Annotated in this window: 8 protein-coding genes and 1 pseudogene; 6 read left to right on the top strand and 3 right to left on the bottom strand. The window is 63.7% G+C overall.

What is annotated here, in order from left to right; genetic code table 11:
• Positions 1-34 precede the first annotated feature (34 nt).
• A pseudogene (glnE, locus tag ACP691_RS16140) lies at positions 35-2,833 on the bottom strand (bifunctional [glutamate--ammonia ligase]-adenylyl-L-tyrosine phosphorylase/[glutamate--ammonia-ligase] adenylyltransferase); the annotation flags it as partial.
• A 517-nt stretch (positions 2,834-3,350) separates the two neighbouring features.
• Between glnE and aceE the strand changes: the two are divergent.
• From aceE to msrA, 4 genes are all read left to right on the top strand, one after another.
• Positions 3,351-5,999, top strand: coding sequence for a pyruvate dehydrogenase (acetyl-transferring), homodimeric type (gene aceE / locus ACP691_RS16135; protein ID WP_040259619.1), 2,649 nt, complete (start codon positions 3,351-3,353; stop codon positions 5,997-5,999).
• 11 nt (positions 6,000-6,010) lie between these two features.
• Positions 6,011-7,981, top strand: a complete 1,971-nt coding sequence (gene aceF / locus ACP691_RS16130; RefSeq protein ID WP_426151528.1) for a dihydrolipoyllysine-residue acetyltransferase — start codon at positions 6,011-6,013, stop codon at positions 7,979-7,981.
• Positions 7,982-8,310: 329 nt separating this feature from the next.
• Complete coding sequence (locus tag ACP691_RS16125; RefSeq protein ID WP_426151530.1) at positions 8,311-10,983, top strand: putative bifunctional diguanylate cyclase/phosphodiesterase; 2,673 nt, start codon at positions 8,311-8,313, stop codon at positions 10,981-10,983.
• 58 nt (positions 10,984-11,041) lie between these two features.
• Positions 11,042-11,689, top strand: a complete 648-nt coding sequence (gene msrA / locus ACP691_RS16120) for a peptide-methionine (S)-S-oxide reductase MsrA (RefSeq protein ID WP_426151532.1) — start codon at positions 11,042-11,044, stop codon at positions 11,687-11,689.
• A 186-nt stretch (positions 11,690-11,875) separates the two neighbouring features.
• On the opposite strand, the gene ACP691_RS16115 is transcribed toward msrA, so the two are convergent.
• Both ACP691_RS16115 and putP read right to left on the bottom strand, forming a co-directional pair.
• On the bottom strand, positions 11,876-12,712 hold the full coding sequence (locus ACP691_RS16115; protein WP_426151534.1) for a 23S rRNA (adenine(2030)-N(6))-methyltransferase RlmJ: 837 nt from the start codon (positions 12,710-12,712) through the stop codon (positions 11,876-11,878).
• 73 nt (positions 12,713-12,785) lie between these two features.
• Positions 12,786-14,276: a sodium/proline symporter PutP gene (putP, locus tag ACP691_RS16110; RefSeq protein WP_426151536.1), complete on the bottom strand. Its 1,491-nt coding sequence runs from the start codon at positions 14,274-14,276 to the stop codon at positions 12,786-12,788.
• A gap of 322 nt (positions 14,277-14,598) precedes the next feature.
• Between putP and putA the strand changes: the two genes are divergently transcribed.
• Both putA and ACP691_RS16100 read left to right on the top strand, forming a co-directional pair.
• Complete coding sequence (gene putA, locus ACP691_RS16105) at positions 14,599-18,549, top strand: trifunctional transcriptional regulator/proline dehydrogenase/L-glutamate gamma-semialdehyde dehydrogenase (protein WP_426151538.1); 3,951 nt, start codon at positions 14,599-14,601, stop codon at positions 18,547-18,549.
• A 173-nt stretch (positions 18,550-18,722) separates the two neighbouring features.
• Complete coding sequence (locus tag ACP691_RS16100) at positions 18,723-20,465, top strand: potassium/proton antiporter (protein ID WP_040259609.1); 1,743 nt, start codon at positions 18,723-18,725, stop codon at positions 20,463-20,465.
• Positions 20,466-20,555 lie beyond the last annotated feature (90 nt).

Here is a 20,555-nt window from a genome sequence, read left to right as displayed (position 1 = left end):
GGGAGGCGGTGGCCTCCCCGGTGGATTCTCACAATCAGCCTAGCCCCAGCTCGGCCCAGATCCGCATCACCGCGCGACGCTCGGCAACGAACTGGTTGCCGGCGATCACGGCGGCCTGCTTCTGCAGCGCCCGCCGATGCGCCACGGCACGATAGGCCTTGTATGCCTCGCGCAGGAGACTGGCATCGCCTCCCGGCAGCAGCCCGGCCTGCTCGAGCCCCTCGAGAATACGGATGTTGTCGGTGTAGCGCAGCAGTGCGGGATGCTCGCGCGACCAGGCCAGGGCCGCGTATTGCACCATAAATTCAATATCGACGATACCTCCGGCGTCCTGCTTGATATCGAAGGTCGCGTGAGCATCGAAGGCATTGTCGGCTCGGCCGGCGGCCGTGGGGCGCGTGCCAAGGTTGTCGCGCATCTTGGCCCGCATCTCGCTCACCTCGATGGCCAGGGCCTTGGGGTCGCGCTCGCGCCCCAGCACCGCCGCGCGGATGGTTTCGAACGCGGCGGCGACATCCTGCCCCCCTACCAGTACCCGCGCTCGCACCAGCGCCTGGTGCTCCCAGGTCCAGGCTTCGTGCTGCTGGTAACGCTCGAAGGCGCCCAGCGAGCTGACCAGTAGCCCCGCCGCGCCCGAAGGCCGCAGGCGCATGTCTACCTCATACAATTGCCCGGAGTTGGTCTGCGCTGTGAGCAAGTGAATGATGCGCTGGCCCAGTCGGGTGAAGAACTGTGCGCCGTCGATCGCTCGCGGCCCATCGGTTTCCGCCACGCTATCGGCGTCATGGATGAACACCAGGTCCAGGTCCGAGCCGTGCCCCAGCTCCAGCCCGCCCATCTTGCCGTAGCCGACGATGATGAAGCCCGGATCACAGGGGCTGCCATCCGGGCGCCGCGGCGTGCCGTGGCGGGCAACCGTCTGGCGCCAGGCCAGGGCCAGCACCTGGGCCAGAATGGCCTCGGCCAGCCAGGTCAGGTAATCGCTGACTTTCATCAGCGGCAGGGTGCCCGCGATCTCGGAAGCCGCCACGCGCAGGCTGTGGGCCAATTTGAAGTGCCGCAAGGCTTCCATTTGCTGTTCGAGGTCGTCCTCGGGGATCCGCGCCAGCCGCTCCCGCAGCTCGGCAGCCAGTTCGGGTGCCTGGGGCGGGTGGAACAGCCGCGCTTCGTTGAGCAACTCATCGAGCAGGAGCGGGAAGCGGGTGATCTGTTCGGCAATCCAGGGGCTGGCGGCGCACAGGGTGAGCAGTTGGCGTAACGCGCCGGGGTTTTCCGTCAGCAGTACCAGGTAGGCCGACCTTCGCGCCACTGCCTCGACCAGGGGCAGCACGCGTTCGAGCACAAGATCAGGCTCGGCATGCTCGCTGGCCTGGGCCAGCAGGCGGGGAATGAAGGCATCCAGGCGCTCGCGGCCCATCCGCTGCATCGCCCGAAGCTGGCCACTGGCGCGCAGGCTGGCCAGGCGCTCCAGGGCCTTGGCGGGGTTGGCGAAACCGCTCTCGGCCAGTTGCCTGATCGCCGCTTCGTCGTCTTGTCGCTCTTCCCACAAGGGCAGCCACTCGCCCCCGACCACGACTTCGCCATGCCCTTCGTCTTCGTCCGGGTCGGCGATCACGCCTTTGAAATGCCAGTCGACGCGCCCACGCCAGGCCATGAGCTGGGCATGGAAACCGGCCCAGTCGCGAAAGCCCAGCATGGCGGCGACGCGCATCTGATCCCGCTCGGTGTCAGGCAGCATTTGAGTCTGGCGATCGGCGATGGCCTGCAGGGCATGCTCGGTATAGCGCAGGAATTCGTAGCCCTGGCGCAGCTCGGTCACTACCTCCGCGGGCAGATAACCTTGGCGCTCAAGAGTGCCGAGCACATTCAAGAGCGATCGCTGCTGCAGGCTCAGGTCCCGGCCGCCATGGATCAGCTGGAACGCCTGGGCAATGAACTCCACTTCGCGAATGCCACCGGCGCCCAGCTTGATGTTGTCAGCCATGCCCTTGCGCCGCACTTCCTGCTGGATCAACTGCTTCATGGTGCGCAACGCTTCGATGGCGGAAAAGTCCAGGTAGCGGCGGTAGACGAAGGGGCGCAGCATCTGCAGCAACTGGGCTCCCGCGGCTTGGTCGCCAGCCACTACACGGGCCTTGATCATGGCGTAGCGCTCCCAGTCCCGCCCCTGGTCCTGGTAGTACTGCTCCAGAGCGTTGAAGCTGAGTACCAGGGCTCCGACCGAACCATAGGGGCGCAGGCGCATGTCCACTCGGAACACGAAACCATCGGCGGTCACCGGGTCCAGCGCCTTGATCAACCGCTGACCGAGGCGGATGAAAAACGCCTGGTTGTCCTGCGGACGTTTGACCCCTTCGGTTTCGCCGCCCTCCGGGTAAGCGAAGATCAGGTCAATATCCGATGAAAGGTTCAGCTCCCCCGCGCCCAGCTTGCCCATGCCCAGCACGATCATGTGCTGGGGCTGGCCGGAGCGCCGCCCGATAGGCGTGCCGAATTGCTGGCAATGGCGGGGGTATAGCCACTGGTAGGCTTCGTCGATGCAGGTGTCGGCCAGCTCGGACAGGTCCCTGCAGGTTTCCTGCAGGTCGGCCTCGCGAAGCAGGTCGCGCCAGATGATGCGCACCTGCTCACGGTTGCGCTGGCGACGCAGGGCTATCCCGAGGGCGTCTTCATCCTGGCAGCGTGCCAGTGCAGCACGCACCTGCCCACGCAGCTCCCCTTCGCTCAGGGTCCGAGCCAGCTGACCACTGTCGACCAGTTCCCGCCAGAGCCCAGGATCGCGCAGCAGCTGCTCGAACACGAAGTCGCTCAAGGCACACACCCGTCCAAGGGCTTCGCGTAGCCCCCACGGCTCTGTTTCAGCCTGAGCCTGGAGGACGGCCCCGGCCTCGGCCAGGCGCGCCAGGCGCTCGGCCGCCAGGGCCTGCAATACGTCGGGTAATCGGATCAGGGGCGGACGGCTCATGGTCTATCCTTCAAGGCGCCTACAGGCGAGGGGGGCTGGGGGAAACCGCGAAGCGAGCGGCTGGCCGGACTGTCCAACAAAAGCTGAAAATAGCCGAAAACGGATGATTTTTGGTGGCAGGCTTCAAAAGCATTCCTCCGCGGGCGATTTTCGACAGGCACGGATGGTTTTAGCCGACCGAGGAATGCCCAAGACGCACCCCCTTATGTGAGGTATTCCTCTTCCCCCTGTCGCTGCGGTGCATGAAATGAACAAGGATTTGTAGTAAAACTACAGGACACCGGGCCAACCAACCGGTGATCCAAGAATTCATGTCGTCTGCCCACAAGGCCAGTCGCAAACTCAGGTCATCGATTCTGGTGGCCTTTCCGCCCTGGAGCAAGCCATGCAAGACCTCGATCCCGTCGAAACCCAGGAATGGCTGGACGCCCTGGAGTCGGTTCTCGACAAAGAAGGCGAAGACCGCGCTCACTACCTGATGACTCGCATGGGCGAGTTGGCCACCCGCAGTGGTTCGCAACTCCCCTACGCAATCACCACGCCATACCGCAACACCATTCCCGTGACCCACGAAGCGCGCATGCCTGGCGACCTGTTCATGGAACGCCGCATCCGCTCGCTGGTTCGCTGGAACGCGCTGGCCATGGTCGTTCGCACCAACCTCAGGGACTCGGACCTGGGCGGACACATCTCCAGCTTCGCCTCGAGCGCGACGCTGTACGATATCGGTTTCAACTACTTCTTCCAGGCACCCACCGAAGAGCACGGCGGCGACCTGATCTTCTTCCAGGGCCACGCCTCGCCGGGCGTCTACGCCCGTGCCTTCATGGAAGGTCGCATCAGTGAAGAGCAGATGGACAACTTCCGCCAGGAAGTCGATGGTAAGGGCCTGTCGTCCTACCCGCACCCCTGGCTGATGCCTGATTTCTGGCAGTTCCCCACCGTCTCCATGGGCTTGGGCCCGATCCAGGCGATCTACCAGGCCCGCTTCATGAAGTACCTTGAAGCCCGTGGCTACATTCCCGCCGGAAAGCAGAAGGTCTGGTGCTTCATGGGCGACGGCGAGTGCGACGAGCCGGAATCCCTGGGCGCCATCGCCCTGGCCGGCCGCGAGAAGCTGGACAACCTGATCTTCGTCATCAACTGCAACCTGCAGCGCCTCGACGGCCCGGTTCGCGGCAACGGCAAGATCATCCAGGAACTCGAAGGCGTGTTCCGTGGCGGCGGCTGGAACGTCAACAAGGTAGTCTGGGGTCGCTTCTGGGACCCGCTGCTGGCCAAGGACACCGACGGTATCCTGCAACGCCGCATGGACGAAGTCGTCGACGGCGAATACCAGAACTACAAGGCCAAGGACGGCGCGTTCGTCCGCGAGCACTTCTTCAACACCCCGGAACTCAAGGCGATGGTCGCTGACCTGTCCGACGACGAGATCTGGAAACTCAACCGCGGCGGCCACGATCCGTACAAGGTGTACGCGGCTTACCATGACGCCGTGAACAACCACAATGGTCAGCCGACCGTTGTATTGGCCAAGACCATCAAGGGTTATGGCACCGGTGCCGGCGAAGCCAAGAACACGGCCCACAACACCAAGAAGGTGGATGTGGACAGCCTGCGCAAATTCCGCGACCGCTTCGACATCCCGGTACGCGACGAAGACCTGGAGAAGCTGCCGTTCTACAAGCCCGAGCCAGGCAGCGCCGAAGCCAAGTACCTGAGCGAGCGCCGCAATGCCCTGGGCGGCTTCGTGCCTCAGCGCCGCAGCAAGAGCTTCAATGTTCCGGTACCGCCACTCGACACCCTCAAGGCTATCCTCGATGGCTCCGGTGATCGCGAAATCTCCACCACCATGGCATTCGTGCGCATCCTGACCCAACTGGTGAAGGACAAGGAACTGGGCCACCGCATCGTTCCGATCATCCCGGACGAAGCCCGTACCTTCGGCATGGAAGGCATGTTCCGCCAGCTGGGTATCTACTCGTCCGTAGGCCAGCTCTACGAACCCGTGGATAAAGACCAGGTGATGTTCTACCGCGAGGACAAGAAGGGCCAGATCCTCGAGGAAGGCATCAACGAGGCCGGCGCCATGTCGTCCTTCATCGCTGCCGGCACCGCGTACAGCTGCCACAACCAGCCGATGCTGCCGTTCTACATCTTCTATTCGATGTTCGGTTTCCAGCGTATCGGCGATCTGGCCTGGGCCGCTGGCGACAGCCGCACCCGTGGCTTCCTGATCGGCGGCACCGCCGGACGTACCACCCTCAACGGTGAAGGCCTGCAGCACGAAGACGGCCACAGCCACCTGATGGCGGCGACCATTCCGAACTGCCGCAGCTACGACCCCACCTATGGCTATGAACTGGCGGTGATCATCCGCGAAGGCATGCGCCAGATGATGGAAGAGCAGCAGGACATCTTCTACTACATCACCGTGATGAACGAAGCCTATGCCCAGCCGGCACTGCCGGCCGGCGCCGAGGAAGGCATCATCAAGGGTATGTACCTGCTGGAGAACGATACTCGCGAAGCGGCGCACCATGTGCAGCTGCTGGGCTCGGGCACCATCCTGCGCGAAGTGCGCGAGGCGGCGAAAATCCTGCGCGAAGAGTTCAACGTGGGCGCCGATGTATGGAGCGTCACCAGCTTCAACGAGCTGCGCCGCGACGGCCTGGCCGTCGAGCGCAGCAACCGCCTGCACCCGGGCGAGAAACCGGCGCAGAGCTACGTCGAGCAGTGCCTGGGCGGCCGCAAGGGGCCGGTCATCGCATCGACCGACTACATGAAGCTGTTCGCCGAGCAGATCCGCCAGTGGGTTCCAAGCAAGGAATTCAAGGTCCTGGGCACCGACGGCTTCGGCCGCAGCGACAGCCGCAAGAAGCTGCGCCACTTCTTCGAAGTGGATCGTCACTTCATTGTGCTGGCCGCCCTGGAAGCCTTGTCAGATCGTGGCGACATCGAACCGAAGGTCGTGGCCGAAGCCATCGCCCGGTTTGGCATCGACCCTGACAAGCGCAACCCCCTGGACTGCTGAGGAGAACATTCGTGAGCGAGCTTATTCGCGTACCTGACATCGGCAGCGGTGAAGGGGAAGTAATCGAGATCCAGGTCAAGGTCGGCGACCGTATCGAAGCCGAACAGAGCCTGGTGACCCTCGAGTCGGACAAGGCCAGCATGGAAGTGCCCGCGCCCAAGGCCGGCGTGGTCAAGGCCATCAAGGTCAAGCTGGGCGATCGCCTGAAGGAAGGCGACGAACTGCTGGAACTGGACGTGGAGGGCGCCTCGGCGCCCGCCGAACAGGCCGCCCCCGCTGCGGCGCCTGCCAGCGCTCCGGACGAAGCCGAGGAAACCCGGCCGTCCGCGCCTGCTCCTGCCGCCAATGGCGGTGGCGCCAGCCAGGACGTACACGTACCGGACATCGGCTCCTCGGGCAAGGCCCAAGTGATCGAGATCCAGGTGAAGGTCGGCGATACCGTCGAGGCTGATCAATCCTTGATCACCCTGGAGTCCGACAAGGCCAGCATGGAGATCCCTTCTCCCGCTGCCGGCGTGGTCGAAAGCATCGGCGTGAAGCTGAACGACGAAGTCGGCACCGGTGACCTTATCCTGGTGCTCAAGGGCGCTGGCGGCGCTTCGGCTGCCGCCCCGGCGCCGGCGGCCAGTGCGCCAGCAGCTTCGGCTCCGGCTTCGGCACCCGCGGCGGCACCCGCCAGCGCGCCGGCCGGCGATACCGTCAAGGATATCCACGTGCCGGATATCGGCTCGTCGGGCAAGGCCAAGGTCATCGAAGTGCTGGTCAAGGCCGGTGACAAGGTCGAGAAGGACCAGTCGCTGATTACCCTTGAGTCGGACAAGGCGAGCATGGAAATCCCCTGCCCCGAAGCGGGCGTGGTGGAAAGCGTGATCGCGCAGCTGGAAAGCGAAGTCGGTACCGGCGACCTTATCCTCAAGCTGAAAGTCGCAGGTGCCGCCGCGCCCGCGGCATCCACGCCGAAAGAAGCCGCCCAGGCTCCGGTTGCCGCGGCCACGCCCCCAACGGCCGCCAAGCCTGCCAGCGCCCCCGCTGCCGCTCCGGCCGCTCCGGTTGCCGCGCCCAGCGGCAAGGTTCATGCAGGCCCCGCGGTACGCCTGTTGGCCCGTGAGTTTGGCGTGGACCTGGCCCAGGTAGGTGCCACCGGCCCCCATGGTCGTATCCTGAAAGAAGACGTGCAGGCGTACGTCAAGACCATGATGGCCAAGGCCAAGGAGGCGCCAGCCGCCGCCGCGACTACGGGGGGCGCGGGTATTCCGCCCATCCCCACCGTGGACTTCAGCCGCTTCGGCGAAGTGGAAGAGGTGCCGATGACGCGCCTGATGCAGGTCGGCGCCGCCAACCTGCACCGCAGCTGGCTCAACGTGCCTCACGTGACCCAGTTCGACCAGGCCGACATCACCGAGCTGGAAGCCTTCCGGGTGGCCCAGAAGGCGGTGGCCGAGAAAGCCGGAGTCAAGCTGACCGTGCTGCCGCTGCTGCTCAAGGCCTGCGCCTTCCTGCTCAAGGAGCTGCCAGACTTCAACAGCTCCCTGGCCCCAAGCGGCAAGGCGATCATCCGCAAGAAGTACGTGCACATCGGCTTCGCCGTGGATACCCCGGACGGCTTGCTGGTCCCGGTGATCAAGAATGTCGACCAGAAGAGCCTGCTTCAACTGGCCGCCGAAGCCGCCGCCCTGGCGGAGAAGGCGCGCACCAAGAAGCTGGCGTCGGATGACATGCAGGGCGCCTGCTTCACCATCTCCAGCCTTGGGCATATCGGCGGTACTGGCTTCACCCCGATCGTCAATGCGCCTGAAGTGGCCATCCTCGGTGTATCCAAGGCCGCCATGCAGCCGGTATGGGACGGCAAGGCCTTCCAGCCACGTCTGATGCTGCCGCTGTCGCTGTCCTATGATCACCGCGTGATCAACGGTGCCGCCGCCGCGCGCTTCACCAAGCGCTTGAGCGACGTGCTGGGCGATATCCGCGCGATGCTGTTGTAACACCCCTGCCATGCCCAAGCGGGCATGGCATCTGTCTTGAGCCGCTATGCTCGAAACCTCGACCCCGCCTCGGCGGGGTTTTTTTTGAGCCCGCCAGTGACGGTCCTGGCCCGACCGAGTTGACGCCAATATATCGGCGATTCCAGTTTTACCGCGGCTTGCCGATAGACAAACATTGAAGTGGCAAATAACTGACGTGAATGCCAACCAATGAAGGCATTAAGCCACTGTTGTGCTTGTCAGCCGAAGCGGCATGATGCAACCTTGCCGAACGCGACAATTATCACCAGATGGATCTGTGTAACCCGTATTTCTCAAGCGAGTTCTCGATGAAAAGCCAACCGGATGCCGCCTCTCGCATGGCGGCCGAGGTCGTCACGCAGCTTCCGGTGCCGTCGCGCCTGGGCATGCTTCGTTTCGAACGGCTCAACGAGGCAAACTGGGCCCTCCTATACCTTGACCCAACTTGTGAGAAGGACTTCGGCCTACCGGCTTCCGAGCTTTGCGCACTGATCGGCTCACCTTATGCGAGCCTGATGGAGCCTGAGGCGCGCTATCGATTGCACGATGCCATCCAGGCGCAGCTGGCCATGCGCGCCTACTATCTGGTCCGCTACGTCTTGCATGCAGTCGATGGTCCTCGCCATGTTCTTGAGGTAGGCGAGCCTTTCAAACAGCACAACCGGCAATTGCTGCGCGGGTATCTGCTGGCGGTCGACGAACCTGTCGCGGACAGTTTCGCCATGGGAAAGCCCGACGCCCAGGCGCTCCTGGCAGGCCTGGATACGCACCTGGAATCGACACTGGCGCTACAAGCCGACCCTGTCCGGCAACTGGAACGGATGCGGGCCCAGCAAGACCTCATGCTGCGCCTGGCTCGCTTGCGCTATGCCACCGATGATCCCTTGCGAGAAGCCGGGGAGCTTATTACTCGTGGCGCGTGCGAAGTCTGTGAAAGCGATAGCGTCAGCCTCTGGCGGATAGAGGGGCAGAAGCTGCTCCCCGTCATGGCCTGGCGTGCGGCGACCCAGGCTCACCATGTGCCCACGCAGGTCGAACCCGGACGCTATTCAGCCTACCTGCAAAGCCTGCGGCGCGGCCCGACAGCAAGCCCAACCGCTACCAGCGAGCTCGCCTTGCAGGCTCTGCCAGGTGGCCTGGCCAGTGTGTTGGATGCCTGCATTCGCGTGGATGGCCAGGTGGTCGGCGTGCTGTGCCTGGAGCACATGAGCGAACGGGCCTGGCAGGCGAGCGATATCGCCTTCATGCATGAATTGGCCGACCAGCTTGTCCAAGTGATTTCCAATCACGATCGCCGGGCGGCGACAAGCGCCCTGCACCTGTTCCAGCGAGCGGTCGAGCAAAGCGCCAACGCCTTTCTGCTGGTGAACCGCGACGGCGTGGTGGAGTACGTAAACCCGAGCTTTACAGCAATCACCCAATATACGTCGGACGAAGTCCATGGCCACCGCCTGTCCGAGCTTCCTGCGCTGGAGAACCTAAGCGAACTGTTGTTCGATGCACCGTCCAGCCTGGCCAAGAGCAACAGTTGGCAGGGCGAATTCAAAAGCCGACGCAAGAACCTTGAGCCCTACTGGGGGCAGCTCTCCATATCCAAGGTTTTCAATGACCATCGTGAACTGACCCATTACATCGGCATTTACGAGGACATCACCCAGACCAAGCTGGCCCAGCAGCGCATCGAGCGCCTGGCCTATACAGACAATCTGACCAATCTGGGCAACCGACCGGCTTTCATCCGCTCTCTGGATGAGCGCTTCGCCTCCGACGCGGAAACGCCCCTGGCACTGATGCTGGTGGACATCGACAACTTCAAGCGCATCAATGACAGCCTTGGTCATCAGACTGGCGACAAACTGCTTATCAGCCTGGCCCGCCGCCTGCGCAACAGCCTGAGTCCGTCCGGCACCCTGGCGCGTTTCGCCAGCAACGAGTTCGCGGTACTGCTGGACGACACCGTGCCCGAGGCCGCTCAGCAGCTGGCACTACAGGTGCTCAAGACCCTCGACAAGCCCATGTTCGTGGATAACCAGCTGATCAACGTCACGGCCTCGGTAGGGCTGGCCTGCGCGCCACTGCACGGGCGAGACCCGCAGACCCTGATGAAGAATGCAGGGCTGGCGCTGCACAAGGCCAAGGCCAATGGCAAACATCAGGTGCAGGTGTTCACCGAAGTGCTCAATGCCGAGGCCAACTACAAGCTGTTCGTGGAAAACAATCTGCGCCGGGCCCTGACCCAGAACGAGCTGGAAGTGTTCTACCAGCCCAAGCTTTGCCTGCGCACCGGCCGCCTGCTGGGCATGGAAGCCCTGTTGCGCTGGAACCATCCTGAAAAAGGCATGATTCGCCCTGATCAGTTCATCAGCGTGGCCGAGGAAACCGGACTGATCATTCCCATCGGCAAGTGGGTAGTCCGCCAGGCCTGTCGCATGAGCCGCCAGCTGACGGCCGCTGGCCATGGGCCGCTACATGTGGCGATCAACCTCTCGCCCAAGCAGTTCTCCGACCCGGACCTGGTCGCTTCCATCAGTCAGATCCTGACCGAGGAGCGACTGCCTCCAAGCCTGCTGGAGCTGGAGCTTACCGAGGGGCTGTTGCTGGAAGCGACCGAAGATACCCGCCAACTGCTAGGGCAGCTCAAGGGCCTGGGACTGTCGCTGGCCATGGACGACTTCGGCACAGGTTATTCGTCCCTGAGCTATCTAAAGAAGTTTCCGATCGACATCATCAAGATCGACCGCAGCTTCATCAACGATATCCCCACCAGCCAGGACGATATGGAAATCACCTCGGCCGTGATCGCCATGGCGCACAACCTCAAGCTCAAGGTCGTGGCCGAGGGCATCGAGACGGCCGAACAGCTCAACTTCCTGCGCCGTCATCGTTGTGACGTGGGCCAAGGGTACTTGTTCGACCGCCCTATCCCCTCGGCGCGACTGGTGGACGCCTTGAAACGCTACCCCCGCGGCCCGATGACCTGACAGCCGCGCCCGGCTCGGGCACACTGTGGGTCTGTCGCCAACCTTTGCGGAGAAAGCCATGGTCTTGCGCTCTGAGATCCTCGTGAACAAAAACGAATTGCCGACCCAGCAGCAAGCGCTGCCCGGGCGGGAAACCCCCATGGCTGTGCCTGAAGAACACTTCGTCAACGGCCGCACCCTGCAAGCGCCCTTCCCTGCCGGATTGGAAGTGGCCTATTTCGGGCTGGGCTGCTTCTGGGGCGCTGAGCGCCGCTTGTGGCAACAGCCAGGCGTCTATACCACAGCCGTGGGCTATGCCGGCGGGTATACCCCCAATCCTACCTATGAAGAAGTTTGCTCGGGCCTGACCGGGCACAGCGAAGTGGTGATGGTGGTCTTCGACCCGAAGGAAACCTCCTACGAAGCCCTGCTGAAGGTATTCTGGGAGTCCCACAATCCTACCCAGGGCATGCGCCAGGGCAATGACATCGGCACCCAGTACCGCTCGGTGATCTTCGCCACCAGCGAAGCGCAGCTTCACGCCGCGCTGGCCAGCCGGGAGGCCTTCCAGGGCGAACTGCGCAAGGCCGGGCACCCGGAAATCACCACCGAGATCCAGCACGCCCCGGCGTTCTATTACGCGGAGGCTTACCACCAGCAATACCTGGCCAAGAACCCCGGCGGCTATTGCGGCATCGGCGGTACCGGGGTATGCCTGCCGGCCTGATCATGCCGGCCGGCATGGTAGAACCCGTCGCCGCCAAGGCGGGCGGCTACGAGGGTGGGTCTGGTCTCGCGTGGCAGCCGCGCCGGGCCACGCTGGCTTGCGCGCGACAAAGGCCCCACGCCGTCGCCACGCCCGGTCGCTGCCAAGGCAGGCTGTTGCGGGCTGGGGCCGGTATCTTGTGGGGGGTTATTCGGGAATGGGCCAGTCCATCCGCCAGCTACCCTGGCTCTGGGCGAGCAACCGGGCAAGCCAGGGCAGCAGGGCGTGGAGTTCCTCTTCCAACCCCCACGGCGGATTGCTGATCGCCAGGCCGGAGCCGTTGAGCCGGGTGTCGGTGTCCGCCGGATGGACGAAAAGCTCCGCCTTGAGCAACTTGGGCGCGCCTGTGCTGGTGAGCTCCTGATAGAAACGCCGCATCGCCCTTTCGTCCTTGATGGGATACCAGAGCACTACCACCGCCTGACGCATGCGAGCGATGGCTTCCTTCATGGCCTTGGCGCAACGCTGAAGCTCATCAGCCTGCTCGAAGGGCGGGTCCACCAGGATGATCGCCCGCTTTTCCGGAGTGGGAAGCAATGCCCTGGGCACGTGCCAGCCTTCGCCGCGATGGACCGCCACGCGAGGGTCGCGCTTCATGTTTTCCTTGAGCGCCAGGCCGTCGTCGGGGTGTTTTTCGTTGAACTGCAGGCTGTCCTGCTGGCGAGCCAGGCGGCGCGCCAGCTCAGGGGAGCCAGGGTAGTAACGCAATGTGCCGTCAGGGTTGAGCTTGCGCAGGATACGCAGGTAGTCTGCCGCCAACTCCGGCACCTCTTGCGCGCCCCAGAGGCGCGACACACCTTCCAGGTACTCACCCGTCCGGCTGGCCTGATCTCCATGCAGGTCGTACAGGCCTACCCCGGCATGGGTGTCGAGATAGGCGAACGGCTGCTCCTTGCGCGACATCAGCGCGATAAGACGGCTGAGCACCAGGTGCTTGAAGACATCGGCGTGGTTGCCGGCATGGAAGGCGTGGCGGTAATTCATGGTTACTCCTGCAGGGGCGGCAAGTTTACCCCGCAGCGGCCCCTCAGCCAAAGGCCGAGGGGCCCGATGGCGCCTATCGACGCGCGGCGCGCCAGGCCTGGTTGGCGGCTTCGAAACGCTTGGCTACGGAATCACCGGCCTGGCCAGCGGCACTGACCGCCATGATCGCCAGGCAGGCCAGGACAAACCCGGGAATGATTTCATAGACGCCGGTCTCGCTCATCAGCTGTTTCCATGCCACCACGGTAACCGCCCCGGTCACGATGCCCGCCAAGGCGCCATTACGCGTCATGCCTTTCCAGAGCACCGAAATGATGACCACCGGGCCGAAGGCGGCACCGAAGCCAGCCCAGGCGTAGCTGACCAGGTCGAGTACGCGGCTGTCCGGATCCGCGGCCAGGTAGATGGCGACCAATGCCACGAGCAGCACCATGGCACGCCCTACCCAGACAAGCTCACGCTGGGAAGCGTCCTTGCGCAGGAAATGCCGGTAGAAGTCCTCGGTCAGGGAACTGGAGCACACCAGCAATTGACAGCTGAGGGTGCTCATGACCGCCGCCAGGATGGCGGAAAGCAGTACGCCAGCGACCCACGGATTGAACAGCAACTGGGTGATTTCGATGAAGATGCGCTCGGGGTTGTCCTTCAGCACCATCGCGGCATCAGGATAAGCCTCGAAATAGGCGATGCCGAAGAAGCCCACCGCGCTGGTGCCTGCCAGGCACAGCACCATCCAGGCCATGGAAATGCGCCGCGCATGATGGATCGCCTTCACCGAGCCGGCGGCCATGAAGCGCGCCAGGATATGCGGCTGGCCAAAATAGCCCAGGCCCCAGGCCAGCAGTGAGGCGATGCCCAGCCAGGTGGTGCCGGTGAACAGATCGAAGCTGGCCGGCTTGGCGGCCTCGATGTGCCAGAGCGCCGTATCCACGCCGCCACTGGCCAGGACTACCACAATGGGAGTGAGAATGAGCGCGAACAGCATGAGCGAAGCCTGCACGGTATCGGTCCAGCTTACCGCCAGGAAACCGCCGAGGAAGGTATAGGCGATGGTGGCCGCCGCGCCTGCCCACAGAGCGGTTTCATAGGGAAGATCGAAGGTGCTCTCGAACAGGCGAGCCCCCGCCACGATGCCGGAAGCACAATAGATGGTGAAGAACACCATGATGACGACCGCCGACAGCACCCGTAGCAGGCCGTGCCGGTCTTCGAAGCGAGCGGCGAAGTAATCCGGCAGCGTCAGGGCATCCCCATTGTGCTCGGTATGTACCCGAAGGCGACCCGCCACCAGCCGCCAGTTCAGGTAGGCGCCGATGACCAGGCCGATGGCGATCCAGACCTCGGACAGGCCACTGACAAAAATGGCCCCAGGCAGGCCCATCAGCAGCCAGCCGCTCATGTCCGATGCCCCGGCGGACAGGGCGGTAACGAAGCTCCCGAGGCGGCGGCCACCAAGGATATAGTCCGAGAGATTACGGGTGGCGCGCCAGGCCAGCAGGCCTATCAGCAGCATCAGGCCGATGTAGATGGTGAAAGCGACCAGTGTCGGATTGCTCAGGCTCATGGGTACTCCTGCCCTTTTTATTAGGTGCACCAGGGTTGCACCGAGAGCGGCATCCTAGGGAGGCGAGCGACATTGATACAAGGGCGACCGGGCAGTTTAGGAATAGTCCTACAGGACTATCAGACAGGTCCCCAAGTACAACCCCACTCCACGCCACGCACCTTTTTAGGGCGCGGTCTCCGATCATATTTGGCCAGTCAGCCGTCCGGACAAATAGTTCCCCTTTTTGGGTTGCACCCGGTTGCACCCCGTTAAGCCCCCAGATAATCTTCCGCCACGCACAAGCCACGCGAGAGTGGCAACCCGATGAGGACAATCAAAAATGGCGACGACTACCCTTGGGGTCAAACTTGACGACCCGACCCGCGAGCGCTTGAAGGCGGCGGCTCAGTCCATCGACCGCACTCCGCACTGGCTCATCAAGCAAGCGATCTTCAATTATCTGGAGAAGCTCGAGGGTGGGGCCTCCCTGACCGAACTCAACGGCAGCGTCGCCACCCTTGGTGAAGAAGCGGGTGAAGTACCCGCGGAAGGCACGCACCAATGCTTCCTGGAATTCGCTGAAAGCATCCTCCCGCAATCGGTTTTGCGGGCAGCGATCACTGGCGCCTATCGCCGGCCCGAACAGGAAATGGTTCCCATGCTGCTGGAGCAGGCACGACTGCCCGCCGCCATGGGCGAGGCCGCGAACAAGCTGGCCGCCGGCATCGCCGAGAAACTTCGCAACCAGAAGAACGCCACGGGCCGGGCAGGCCTGGTTCAAGGGCTGCTGCAGGAATTTTCGCTGTCGTCCCAGGAAGGCGTTGCGCTGATGTGCCTGGCCGAGGCCCTGCTGCGCATTCCCGACAAGGGCACCCGGGACGCACTCATCCGGGACAAGATCAGCAATGGCAACTGGCAGCCGCACCTGGGCAACAGTCCATCGCTGTTCGTCAATGCCGCGACCTGGGGCCTGCTGCTCACCGGCAAGCTGGTGTCCACCCATAATGAGGCTGGCCTCACCTCCTCCTTGAGCCGCATCATTGGCAAGAGCGGCGAGCCCATGATCCGCAAAGGCGTGGACATGGCGATGCGCCTGATGGGCGAACAGTTCGTGACAGGCGAGACCATCGCCGAGGCCCTGGCCAACGCCAGCAAATTCGAGAGCAAGGGTTTCCGCTATTCCTACGACATGCTGGGCGAAGCGGCATTGACCGAGCACGACGCCCAGAAGTATCTGGCGTCCTACGAGCAGGCCATTCATTCCATCGGCAAGGCCTCCCATGGCCGTGGCATCTACGAAGGCCCCGGCATCTCCATCAAGCTGTCAGCGCTGCACCCGCGCTACAGCCGCGCCCAGTACGAGCGCGTGATGGACGAACTCTACCCTCGCCTGCTCTCGCTGACGCTGCTGGCCAAGCAATACGATATCGGCTTGAACATCGATGCCGAGGAAGCGGACCGCCTCGAGCTGTCCCTGGACCTGCTCGAGCGCCTGTGCTTCGAGCCGCAACTGGCTGGCTGGAACGGCATCGGCTTCGTGATCCAGGCTTACCAGAAGCGCTGCCCGTACGTGATCGACTACGTGATCGACCTGGCCCGGCGCAGCCGGCATCGCCTGATGATCCGCCTGGTGAAAGGTGCCTATTGGGACAGCGAGATCAAGCGCGCCCAGATGGAAGGGCTGGAAGGCTACCCGGTCTATACCCGCAAGGTGTACACGGACGTGTCCTACATCGCCTGTGCCCGCAAGCTGCTGGGGGCGCCGGAAGCCATTTATCCACAATTCGCCACTCATAACGCCCATACCCTGGCGGCCATCTACCAGATCGCCGGCCAGAACTACTACCCCGGCCAGTACGAATTCCAGTGCCTGCATGGCATGGGCGAACCGCTGTACGAGCAAGTGGTGGGCAAGATCGCCGATGGCAAGCTGAATCGCCCCTGCCGTGTGTACGCGCCCGTGGGTACCCATGAAACGCTGCTGGCCTACCTGGTGCGCCGCTTGCTGGAAAACGGTGCGAACACGTCTTTCGTCAACCGCATCGCCGACCATTCCATTTCCATCCAGGAACTGGTGGCCGACCCGGTGGCCACCATCGAGCGCCTGGGCGCCCAGGAGGGCGCATTCGGCCTGCCGCATCCGCGCATCCCGCTGCCACGCGACCTCTATGGCAGCGAACGCCAGAACTCGGCAGGTATCGACCTGGCCAACGAACACCGCCTGGCTTCCCTGAGCAGCGCCCTGCTGGCCACCGCTCATAACGACTGGACGGCCGGCCCGCTGCTCGGTTGCGAAGCCTCACAGGGCCAGGCGCAGCCGGTGCTGAACCCGGCGGACCACCGCGATGTGGTTGGCCAGGTACAGGAAGCGGACATCAGCGACGTGGACGCCGCCATCCAATGCGCCCTGATCAACGGCCCTATCTGGCAAGCGACCCCGCCAGTGGAGCGCGCCTCCATCCTCGAGCGCGCCGCGGACCTCATGGAAGCGCAGATCCAGCCCTTGATGGGCCTGCTGGTGCGCGAGGCCGGCAAGACCTTCGCCAACGCCATCGCCGAGGTACGCGAAGCTGTCGATTTCCTGCGCTATTACGCGGTGCAGGCTCGCCACGATTTCACCAACGAGGCTCATCGCCCGCTCGGGCCGGTGGTGTGTATCAGCCCATGGAACTTCCCTCTGGCCATTTTCACCGGCCAGGTCGCCGCCGCCCTGGCCGCGGGCAATCCTGTACTGGCCAAGCCCGCCGAGCAGACGCCTCTGGTCGCGGCCCAGGCTGTGCGAATCCTGCTGGAAGCCGGCATTCCCGAGGGTGTGGTGCAATTGCTGCCAGGCCGTGGTGAAACCGTGGGCGCTCGCCTGGTAGGCGATGAGCGCGTCAAGGGCGTGATGTTCACCGGCTCCACCGAGGTGGCCCGGCTGCTCCAGCGCAACATCGCCGGACGCCTGGATGCCCAGGGCCGGCCGATTCCGCTGATCGCTGAAACCGGCGGGCAGAACGCGATGATCGTGGATTCTTCCGCCCTCACCGAACAGGTGGTGATCGACGTGGTGTCCTCGGCGTTCGACAGTGCTGGCCAGCGTTGCTCCGCCCTGCGGGTGCTGTGCCTGCAGGAAGACAGCGCCGACCGCGTGATCGAAATGCTCAAGGGCGCCATGGCCCAGGCTCGCCTGGGCAATCCCGAGCGCCTGGCCGTGGATATCGGCCCGGTGATCGACGCCGAGGCCAAGGCCGGCATCGAGCAGCATATCCAGGGCATGCGCGAAAAAGGCCGCACCGTTTATCAAGTGGCGATCGCCGACAGCGCCGAATGCCGCCGCGGCACCTTCGTGATGCCCACCCTGATCGAATTGGAAAGCTTCGATGAGCTCAAGCGGGAAATCTTCGGCCCTGTGCTCCACGTGGTGCGCTACAAGCGCAAGGACCTGGAGGCCTTGATCGGCCAGATCAACGCCTCTGGCTATGGCCTGACCCTTGGGGTCCATACCCGGATCGACGAAACCATCGCCAAGGTGGTGGAGAACGTCAACGCCGGCAACCTGTATGTGAACCGCAATATCGTCGGCGCCGTGGTGGGTGTCCAGCCCTTTGGTGGCGAAGGCCTTTCCGGGACGGGGCCCAAGGCGGGCGGCCCGCTGTACCTGTACCGTCTGCTGTCTACCCGGCCGGCCGATGCAGTGCTCCGTACCTTCGAGCGCAGCGACCTGGCCACCCCGGACAGCCGCGCCCGCGAGGCCCTGCTCAAGCCGCTGCAGGTACTCAAGGCCTGGGGCGAAGGCAAGCAGGAAGCAAGCCTGGTGGAGGCTTGCAACCAGTACGCCGTACAATCTCAGAGCGGTGTGACTCGCCTCCTGCCAGGCCCGACGGGCGAACGCAACAGCTATACCATTCTGCCGCGCGAGCGAGTGCTTTGCCTGGCCGATAACGAAGCCGACCTGCTGACCCAGCTGGCCGCAGTGCTGGCGGTGGGCAGTCGGGCGGTCTTCGCCGATGGCGAACCGGCTCGCGGCCTGGTCAATCGTCTGCCGAAGGAAGTACAGGGTCGAATCCAGCTCATCGCGGACTGGAAGCGCGACGAGGCGCACTTCGACGCGGTCATCCACCACGGTGACTCCGATCAGCTGCGTGGCCTGTGCGAAGCCATCGCGGCCCGCGCCGGCGCGATCATCGGCGTGCAGGGGCTGTCTCATGGTGAAACCGGCATCGCCCTGGAGCGCCTGGTCATCGAGCGGGCCGTCAGCGTCAACACGGCCGCCGCGGGAGGGAACGCCAGCCTGATGACCATCGGCTGACCCTGGTTGCGACACCCTGCGGCCCGGCTTATTGCCGGGCCGTTTCATTTTCGCGGGCCTACCCTTGGCGTCAGAACCAGACGTGCTTTGACAGAATGCCAAAGCTACGGGTTAGAATCGGTTGGCACGTTCTCTGCACGTGCCTTGCCCTTGATTTGAATGGAGTACTGCCCTTGGATGCCGCAACCATCAACAGCCTGTTCCTCATCGGCGCGTTGCTGGTCGGTGCGAGCATCCTGGTGAGCTCGCTCTCGTCTCGCCTCGGCATTCCGATTCTCGTCATCATCCTGGCCGTTGGCATGGTCGCGGGAGTGGACGGTGCCGGCATCGTGTTCGACAACTATCCTACGGCCTATCTGGTCGGTAACCTCGCCCTGGCGGTGATCCTGTTGGACGGCGGCTTGCGCACCCGGGTCGCCAGCTTCCGGGTGGCCTTGTGGCCGGCGCTGTCAATGGCCACCGTGGGCGTGATGATCACCACCGGGCTCACCGGGGTCGTGGCGGCCTGGCTATTCGACCTCAACCTCATGCAAGGGCTGCTGATTGGCGCCATCGTCGGCTCGACGGATGCCGCGGCGGTGTTTTCCCTATTGGGCGGCAAGGGCTTGAACGAGCGGGTCACCGCCACCCTTGAGATCGAGTCCGGCAGCAATGACCCCATGGCGGTATTCCTGACCGTCACCCTCATCGACATGCTCGCCAGCGGCGAAACGGGCTTTCACCTGGGCCTGCTGATGCATCTGGTTCGTGAATTCGGCATCGGTGGGCTAGTCGGGCTGGCTGGCGGCTGGCTGATGCTCACCCTCGTGAACCGCATCAACCTGGCCAACGGGCTGTATCCGCTGCTGGTCATCAGTGGTGGCCTGGCGGTATTCGCACTGACCAACGCCTTGCATGGCAGCGGCTTCCTGGCCGTGTATCTTTGCGGACTGGTCATCGGCAACAGGCCGGTGCGGAGCCGCCATGGCATCCTGCACATGCTCGACGGCATGGCCTGGCTCGCTCAGATCGGCATGTTCCTCGTGCTGGGCTTGCTGGTGACTCCCCACGACCTGCTGCCGATCGCGCTGCCCGCCCTGGCACTGGCCTTGTGGATGATTCTCTTCGCGCGGCCGCTCTCGGTACTGGTAGGCCTGGCGCCTTTCAAGGCCTTCCATGGGCGTGAGAAAGGCTTCATCAGTTGGGTAGGCCTGCGCGGCGCGGTCCCCATCATCCTGGCGGTGTTTCCGTTGATGGCCGGGCTGCCCCAGGCCCAGCTGTACTTCAACCTGGCATTTTTCATCGTGCTGGTTTCGCTGCTCGTGCAGGGCACCAGCCTGCCGTGGATGGCGCGCCTGCTCAAGGTTACGGTACCGCCGGATCCTGCGCCGATCTCCCGCTCCGCCCTGGAGGTGCACCACACCAGCGAGTGGGAGTTGTTCGTCTATCGGCTGGGCGCCGAAAAATGGTGCATCGGCGCCGCGCTGCGGGAACTGAAAATGCCGGAAGGCACGCGCATCGCCGCGCTTTTCCGCAACGAGCAGTTGTTGCACCCGTCGGGCAGTACGGTGCTGGAAGCGGACGATATTCTCTGCGTGATCGGCCATGAGCATGACCTGCCAGCCTTGGGCAAATTGTTCAGCCAGGCCCCGGAACGCGGGCTGGACCTGCGCTTCTTCGGCGACTTCGTGCTCGAGGGCGACGCCGAACTGGGCGCGGTCGCCGCGCTCTATGGCCTGCAGCTTGAAGGCGAAGACCCGCAAACCTCCCTTGGCAGGTTCATCAGTCACCGTGTGGGTGGCGCGCCCGTGGTGGGTGACCAGGTCGAATGGAACGGCACACTCTGGACCGTAGCGCTCATGGATGCCAACCGCATCGCCAAGGTTGGGGTACGTTTCCCTGAAGGCAGCAAACCTGGGCCTGGGCTGTTCCTGTAACCACTGGTTTTAAAAAACTCGCCAGGGTACATAACCCAGCCACATAACGGCGCCACAGGAAAGGCCGGAGCCGGTAAACTGCCAGGCTTC

This window comes from Pseudomonas sp. DC3200b2 (genome assembly GCF_049895785.1).
Lineage (GTDB): Bacteria > Pseudomonadota > Gammaproteobacteria > Pseudomonadales > Pseudomonadaceae > Aquipseudomonas > Aquipseudomonas massiliensis.
This window is presented reverse-complemented; position numbering and strand designations above follow the sequence as displayed.